The following is a 7,046-nucleotide window of genomic DNA, read 5'->3' as shown; positions in this document are numbered from 1 at the left end:
CCCGAAGTCACCCCTGATGCCGACAAGAAGGTGTAGAAGCCAGAAGAGGTGGATACCGAAGCCACTAAGGCTGGGAAGGTTGAGGAGGAAGATACAAATTGGGGCCCAGATGAAATTTCGCGTTTACGAGAGGATTGGGGAGTTCCAGAAACTGACACACTTGCTGTTGCAAAAACAGATATAGAAGGTCTAGAAGACATAGTATTTAAAGGAGGCTCTCCAAGAGTTAGAAAAGAAGCTGGTCTAGATGATTTAGATGTGTTAAAACCAGGAGGGTTATTCATTTGGGTGGTTTTGTATCCAGAAAAACAGTGCCCGCACCACCGAGAACACTCTCCGGTACGAGGTGAGGGGTCTGCGGAAGATACTAGAGAGTACCCGCCAACACTTGAAGTGTGCGATCACGCGTTCGATGACGACCCGGTGGTGATTGATGTGCCGGTTCAGGTGTTTCTCGTCGTCGGTGAGTTCTCCGCCGGGTAGTTTCTTCACCGGGGTGATCAGGTCTAGTCCTTGGTAGCCCTTATCGGCCAGAGTATCGTGCGGGTCTAAGAATCTGTCCAATCCGTACCACCGGTACGCAAACGTGTCGTGGTGTGCCCCGGGTACGGGGTCGGTGATCACCAAGGGTACACCATCTAGAGTGCAGATAATCTGGTGGTTGAATCCAGCACAGTGGTGTTTACCGCTGTATAGGCGCATTCCTGGACCATGCCAGTTGTAGGTGGGCACGAGGGTGCCGTCGACGATCACGGTCCCAGAACTCTGCAGCAGGGTTTCAGGTATGGGCGGTACTGCTGGGGCTAAGACGTGTAGCAGTGCTGTTTCGATCTTGTTCAGGATGCGGCTGATCGTTGGTTGAGAAACTCCGAAGTCTTCGGCTAAGAACTCTTCGGTCTGGTTCTGGCGTAGATACAGCAGGGTGGCTTTCAGCCCCTGGGTGAGGGTGAGTTTATGAGGTTTAGTGTTCGGAGTATTCTAGGTGAGGGTGTTGGTCAGGAGTGCTAGGAGGGTCGTGAATTGTGCTGGTCTCAGGCCGGTGGTACGGTGAGAAGGCAACGGTTCCTACCTGTGCGTGTATGGTTGGTGGTTGGTTTTGGTATTTCACCATCATACGTGGACAGGAGGTGAGGGGTCGTTGTTTTTCTGTGTGGTGAAGAGTGGTTAGGCGGTTGGGGTGTCACGCCCCTAATGAATAACCCTCTTTGTCCAAAAACTTTTGAGCTTGAAAATAATGCTCCGAAGTTGACCAGATTAGTCCATTTATCTCAAAAGGGTAGGGAGCGAAATTCGACAGATAGCCATAAGCATCATTTACCCGATAAAATTTAATTTCAGCCATTTTCTTCTCCATCTAAACCAAAATCAGCCAATATTTTGCCTTTTTCAGTCAAGATTTTCTGAACAAAAGGTTCATCCACCTCTAAAAGCAACTTAAGAGCGTCATGAATGCGCCAATAGTTCCTCTCTTTATCGTCAATAATAGCTGTCAAAAAATCCTCTAAAACTAGGATATATTCTGTATAAACTTCTTTATGAATATCTAAATCTTTTTTATTAAAAAACCAATTTGCGCAATACTATAAGATGAATGTACTGCTTGCTTAATGATTGAAATAATCGTAGGATATATCCTTTTACGAGCTTCTTGTTCTTTATGTAAATCAGTTTGACTCGCCCAATAGCCAATTAACGCATCTAAAATATGTTTGTTGGTGTCATCATAAGGATGTAGATGATGAGGGATAAATCCCTTCGTTTCTCCTTTCTCAAACAAGTCTATCAAAGTATTCAGACCGTCTTCCACCCCCCAATTTGTCAATAGCAATGCAGCATCAAAACGCACTGCCAAATCATCTGAATGGAGTAAATCTCGTAATTTATCAACTCTTTCTTTAGGAACATCTTCTAAATCCAGCTCCTGCGGAATATCCGTATAATCAACATTCTCTGGAATGTCGTAAAGTAAATGATGAATTTCTTGTTCGTTCATTAGTTTATCCTTCTATTCGATAAAATGAAAATACTCTGGTGGAATGGCACCCTTGATTAAGACTTCCCCGTCTCTCTGGGCATTCGCTACATCCCCCCTTAGCTCTTTCAATTTTTTCTTTTAATTCTGCCTGTTCTTTTTGAGCGTTTCCTAAAAAGTATAGTTCAAAATGATTTCTTGTTTCAAAAATTCTCTGAATTTTGTATTTTTCAGCAAATAATTTTAATTTAATGCTTAAAATAAATTTTTTCATCTGTTCTGGAATTTTTCCAAACCTATCTCTAATTTCATCAAGTAAATCAGTTAATTCGCTATCTGTTTCCAGCATTGCAAAACGTTTATAGATATTTAGCCTTTCATCTTTTTCAATATATGTTTCAGGAATGAAGCCTCTTTCATCCAGAATAATTTCCACATTTTCTATTTTTTCGACAAACTCGCCCTTTTGCCTACGAATTTCCTCATTTAGCATTTTTATATATAAATCATATCCAAAAGTTTCAATCGTTCCGTGCTGCTTATCTCCCAAAATTTCCCCAGCACCACGTATTTTCAAGTCTTCCATCGAAATTTGAAAACCTCCTGATTTTATTCCTTCCACTTTTAGCATGCTTTCTTCCTTTTGACGTCCCTGCTTTGTAATATTTCTCGTTTTTAATAAATAACAGTATCCTTGCCTGTTGCTACGCCCTACACGCCCCTTCAGCTGATACACCTGCGATAAGCCTAGACCAGTAAAGTTTTCAATCAAAATAGTGTTAGCATTTCCCACATCAATTCCATTTTCAATAATTGTTGAAGCAATCAGAATGTCAAACTGCCCGTTTTCAAAACGCAACAACTTATCCTTAATTTCCTTTGGCGGAAGCTGTCCATTTATAAATTCTATTTTTACAAAGTCTGGAAGCATTTCCTTCAGTTCCTTCAATTTTTCCTTCATATTTTTTACATCATTATAAATATAGAAAACTTGCCCATCACGTGACAGTTCACGCAGTATCGCCATTTTTATTGTTTCCTCATCCCAATCCAGAATTTCTGTTATAATAGGAAGCCTGTTTGTTGGCGGAGTGTCAATTATGGAAATCTCTCGAATTCCAAGCATTGCAAGATTTAATGTACGTGGAATCGGAGTCGCAGTTAATGTCAGCACATCCAGTTTTTCCCTTTGTGATTTTAACTTTTCTTTAGCCTTAACTCCAAATTTCTGCTCCTCATCAATAATTAAAAGTCCTAAGTTCTTAAACTGCACATCATCACTTAGAAGCCTGTGAGTTCCAATAACTAAGTCAATAATTCCATTTTTTAGATTTTTCAAAATATCTTTTGATTTACTTTTTGTAAGCCGTGATAAATTCTCAATTGTAATCGGATAATTTTCAAATCTTCTTTTAAATCTTTCAAAATGCTGTTCTGCAAGCACTGTAGTCGGAGCTACCATAACAACCTGCTTTCCATTATCAATCGCTTTAAATGCCGCTCTCATCGCAACTTCCGTTTTCCCATATCCAACGTCTCCACAGACAATCCTGTCCATTATTTGCGGACTTTCCATATCTCTTTTCACATCATTTATAGCATTTTTCTGATCTTCTGTTTCCTCAAATGGAAAATTTGCCTCAAATTCCTCCTGCCATACAGTATCCTTCTGATACACAAAACCATTCTGACTTTGCCTTCTTGCCTGTATTTTGATAAGTTCTGCCGCAAATTTCTGAATATCTTCTTCGAGTTTTTTTCTTTTTCGCTTAAATCCACGTGTTCCCAGCCTGAACAACTGCGGTTCTGTATCATTGGACACATATTTTTCAAGTCTGTCCAGCTTTTCCACAGGAATATACAAAATATCCTCGTCAGCATACTTGATTTTCAAATAATCCCGCTCTTCCATTGTCTGAATTCCCTTATAAATTCCAACACCGTATTGAACGTGGATTACATAGTCGCCTTCGATTATCTGATTGACTTTTTTATATTTTATAGCTTTTACTGTTTTTTTCTTTCGCTCATAAATATATCCGTCAAGCTCCCTGTCTGTAAGCACAATAAAATTATTTTTTCTATTTTTATTATCTGGATTTTCTGAAATATCACTAAAGATAAATCCTTCAAACAGCTCATATTTTTCAATTTCCAGATTGTTTTCCTTTTCAGTCAGAATTTGCCCATATTCAGCCATTTTCTTCTCATAGTTATTCGTAAAAATATAAACATCTTCAATTTTTGACAATTTTTCAAGCCTATTTTTATCCCTAAAAGTCTCTATCTGCTCCTGCGAGAAATTTTTAGTTTGCACAAAAATACTTTTTTTCTTCAGATTTTCATACCTTTTTCGATAAGTTTCCTCACGGCTTCTGTCAAGCAAAATAAACTCTTCCATTTTATAGTCCAGCAATTCTTCATTTTCAATAACAATCGTTACGTCTTCCGCCCTTAATTCGTCAATAAGTTCAATCAATTCATAATTATTTCCAGAAAGCAAATTTCCAAAAACTTTTATTTCTTCCATTTTTTCCACAGAAATCTGGCTATCAATGTCAAAAATTCTTATACTTTCCAGTTCATCCCCAAAAAATTCCAGTCTAACAGGATTTTCCAAATCTGGCGGAAAAATATCAAGAATATCCCCACGTCTGCTGTACTGACCCTTTTTCTCAATCAAATATGAATTTTCATACCCATTTTCCACAAGAAATTCCACAATTTTTGAAAAACTGTATTCTTTCCCAGTTTCAAAAGAAAAAAAATTAACTTTTTCAAAAAATATATCCAAAGTAATCTGTAAATTTACAAATAAAATAAATTTTTCCTGATTTTTTAAAATATCCAGCAATCTTATATTTATTCCAGTAATATCTTCCTTATTTTGTGAGATGTTTTCAAAAATATCAATTATTTTTTTATCTTCTAGCTTATTTATATTCTCTTTACTATTTTTTTTGCCAGTTTTAGATTTTTTCATTAAAATATTTTTTTGTTTTTCTGACATTTCATAGTAATTTTCCAGCATTGCATGATAATTTTCCAAATTTCTGTTGGATGTGGAAATATAAATTATCTTTTTCTTTTCCGAACATAATAAAAACCACGGAATTGCACCGCGGTAAATATTATTTTCAGATTGTAAAATATCTATTTTTTTATCTTAAAAACTTAAGTTAAAGTTCATAAAAAGCCTTCCCTATTTTTATCTGTTGTTATATAATCGCCATATTCCGTATACAACATAAATATAAACAATATATGGAATAAATCCATAAGTATGCAGGTAAGATGTTGCAAATACAATTAAAACTACAATAATTGCAAAACCAATCCCTTGTATTATTTCAGCAAAAGAAACTGATTCCTCACCAAATACATTTGGCTTGAAAATTGTATTTATAGGTTTTGTGAAAGGGTTCAAAATTAACACTGAATAAATAATTGCTTCAGTATGAATTCCTAAAAACCAGAATATTACTGTGGAAAGTCCAGCTAAAAATCCAAAGAATATTTTTCCAAACCCATGTTGAGGAGTAGTGAAAGTATCTGTCAAAACAAAAATTCCCATAAATATTACTTCTCCAAGTGAAGTTGTTACATCTACATTATGACTAGAAGATACATAGTATCCAATGAAAATTGTAATGAAAAATGCTACTGACACATGCCAAGTTATTTTTGTTCTAAACATTAAATATATAGCTCCTAAAACCATTGCAATTATTGAAAATTCACCAATTATACCTTTATTTATTAAAATCAAAGATGCCAACCCTGATATCTTTTCATTGGATATATTCAAAATTTCTGAATTAGTCCATGCTGTAGAATTAGGTGCAAGAACTGCTGGGAAAAATGTTAACACAAATAATTTCCCCAAAATCACAGGATTAAAAATTTTCTTATCCATTCCTTTGTATATAACTTTTCCAAACAGTGTGGCCATTCCACCAGCAAATGCTGCTACGTAAAATGGTGTAAATGGAGCAAGCACAAATCCTGTTAAAGCCCCTATTACAACTCCCGAAAAATCTTTTAAAGCATCTCTGTTCTTCTGTATTAAGAATGAAAATATTATTTCTATCAGTTCTGAAGCAATAATTGCTGATAATATCACTAAAACCGGTGTTATTTCATAAACAAAAAATGCTACAAGCAACATGGGAATTAGAGATACTAAAATATCTATATTAGTTTTTGTTAAATTTTCCTGTAATTCTTTTCTCCTACTTCTAAACATATTAAATTTCACTACCTTTCTTTTATATTTTGATATTTCCATGTTTTGATAAATATAATTTTCTATAATTAGTTACTAAAATCAAAAATTTATTTAACTTGCGTTAACTATGTTTTCAAAAAATTTGAACACCGCTATTCTGAAGAGCTTGAATCTCCTCCACCTGACGAAGATGAACCTGAACTGCTACTTCCGCTACCACCAGAACTGCTGCTTCCAGATGATTTTGGAGCAGAATCTTGAGATTTAACTTTTGATGTAGTTTCTTTTGGTGCTGCTGCTGAACTATCTTTTAAACGGCTATGTCTTGGCGCTTTAGATAATCCGTTTCTATTATTTCTTCTATTTTTTCTATTTTCTTTTTTACCATTAACTTTGTTTCCTTCATTAAGAGCAAATTCTGGATTAACTGCACCTTCTGTTAATGCCGCAGGTTGTTGCGAAGGCGTATTTACAGCTGGTTGCTGTGTTTGAGACTGAGGCTGTGCCTGAACATTTGCTGCTACAGGCTGCTGTTGTATCTCTTTTTTCTGTTCAGGTTTTTTTTCTTCTTTTTTAGCTTCTACTTTTTCTGTTTTTACTTCCTTAACTTCTTTTATTTTATCTCCTACTTTTTTAGTTTCATCTTCTAATTGTTTTACTAAATTTTTAATTTCATCACTATAATTTTTTAATTCATGGTTTATTTTTATAAAATCCTCCTCTGGGCTACGCCCATCCAGTCCTGAAATATCCACAATATGAATAATCAGCTTACATCTTTCAATATGCTTTAAAAATCTATCTCCAAGTCCCACTCCTTCATGAGCACCTTCAATAAGTCCTGGC

7 protein-coding genes and 2 pseudogenes are annotated in these 7,046 nt (G+C 35.7%); 1 reads left to right on the top strand and 8 read right to left on the bottom strand.

What is annotated here, in order from left to right:
- Nucleotides 1-184 (top strand): hypothetical protein (locus Q0370_RS11775; protein WP_367270832.1); only part of this gene is annotated, 184 nt, incomplete at its 5' end.
- A 92-nt stretch (nt 185-276) separates the two neighbouring features.
- On the opposite strand, the gene Q0370_RS11770 is transcribed toward Q0370_RS11775, so the two are convergent.
- From Q0370_RS11770 to Q0370_RS03880, 8 genes and pseudogenes are all read right to left on the bottom strand, one after another.
- Complete coding sequence (locus Q0370_RS11770; protein WP_367270831.1) at nt 277-753, bottom strand: transposase family protein; 477 nt, start codon at nt 751-753, stop codon at nt 277-279.
- Between the two features lie 63 nt (nt 754-816).
- A pseudogene (locus Q0370_RS11765) lies at nt 817-945 on the bottom strand (transposase family protein); the annotation flags it as partial.
- Between the two features lie 235 nt (nt 946-1,180).
- Entirely contained in the window at nt 1,181-1,342 is a 162-nt protein-coding gene (locus Q0370_RS03905; RefSeq protein WP_299572384.1) for an NADAR family protein, read from the bottom strand.
- Nucleotides 1,335-1,493 carry a hypothetical protein gene (locus Q0370_RS03900; RefSeq protein ID WP_299572381.1) on the bottom strand — a complete coding sequence of 53 codons (159 nt, stop codon included), beginning with the start codon at nt 1,491-1,493 and terminating at the stop codon, nt 1,335-1,337. Before Q0370_RS03900 ends, Q0370_RS03905 begins: the two co-directional genes overlap by 8 nt.
- A gap of 50 nt (nt 1,494-1,543) precedes the next feature.
- On the bottom strand, nt 1,544-1,993 hold the full coding sequence (locus Q0370_RS03895) for a hypothetical protein (protein ID WP_299572379.1): 450 nt from the start codon (nt 1,991-1,993) through the stop codon (nt 1,544-1,546).
- A 4-nt stretch (nt 1,994-1,997) separates the two neighbouring features.
- Complete coding sequence (mfd, locus tag Q0370_RS03890; RefSeq protein WP_299572374.1) at nt 1,998-5,021, bottom strand: transcription-repair coupling factor; 3,024 nt, start codon at nt 5,019-5,021, stop codon at nt 1,998-2,000.
- A 159-nt stretch (nt 5,022-5,180) separates the two neighbouring features.
- The gene (locus tag Q0370_RS03885; RefSeq protein WP_299572372.1) at nt 5,181-6,218 is read right to left on the bottom strand and encodes an RnfABCDGE type electron transport complex subunit D; all 1,038 of its coding nucleotides are present in this window, start codon (nt 6,216-6,218) and stop codon (nt 5,181-5,183) included.
- 659 nt (nt 6,219-6,877) lie between these two features.
- Nucleotides 6,878-7,046: pseudogene (locus tag Q0370_RS03880) on the bottom strand (GTPase); the annotation flags it as partial.

The sequence above is a fragment of the uncultured Leptotrichia sp. genome (assembly GCF_938036635.1).
GTDB classification, from domain to species: Bacteria; Fusobacteriota; Fusobacteriia; order Fusobacteriales; family Leptotrichiaceae; genus Leptotrichia; species Leptotrichia hongkongensis.
The sequence above is the reverse complement of the archived record's forward strand: the minus strand, read 5'-3'. Positions and strand labels throughout refer to the sequence as shown.

What these genes read in the sequence shown, in the direction of transcription:
- Q0370_RS03885 (WP_299572372.1), bottom strand. Translation starts at nt 6,218, where the DNA reads ATGTTTAGAAGTAGGAGAAAAGAATTACAGGAAAATTTAACAAAAACT.
- Q0370_RS03895 (WP_299572379.1), bottom strand. Translation starts at nt 1,993, where the DNA reads ATGAACGAACAAGAAATTCATCATTTACTTTACGACATTCCAGAGAAT.
- Q0370_RS03905 (WP_299572384.1), bottom strand. Translation starts at nt 1,342, where the DNA reads ATGGCTGAAATTAAATTTTATCGGGTAAATGATGCTTATGGCTATCTG.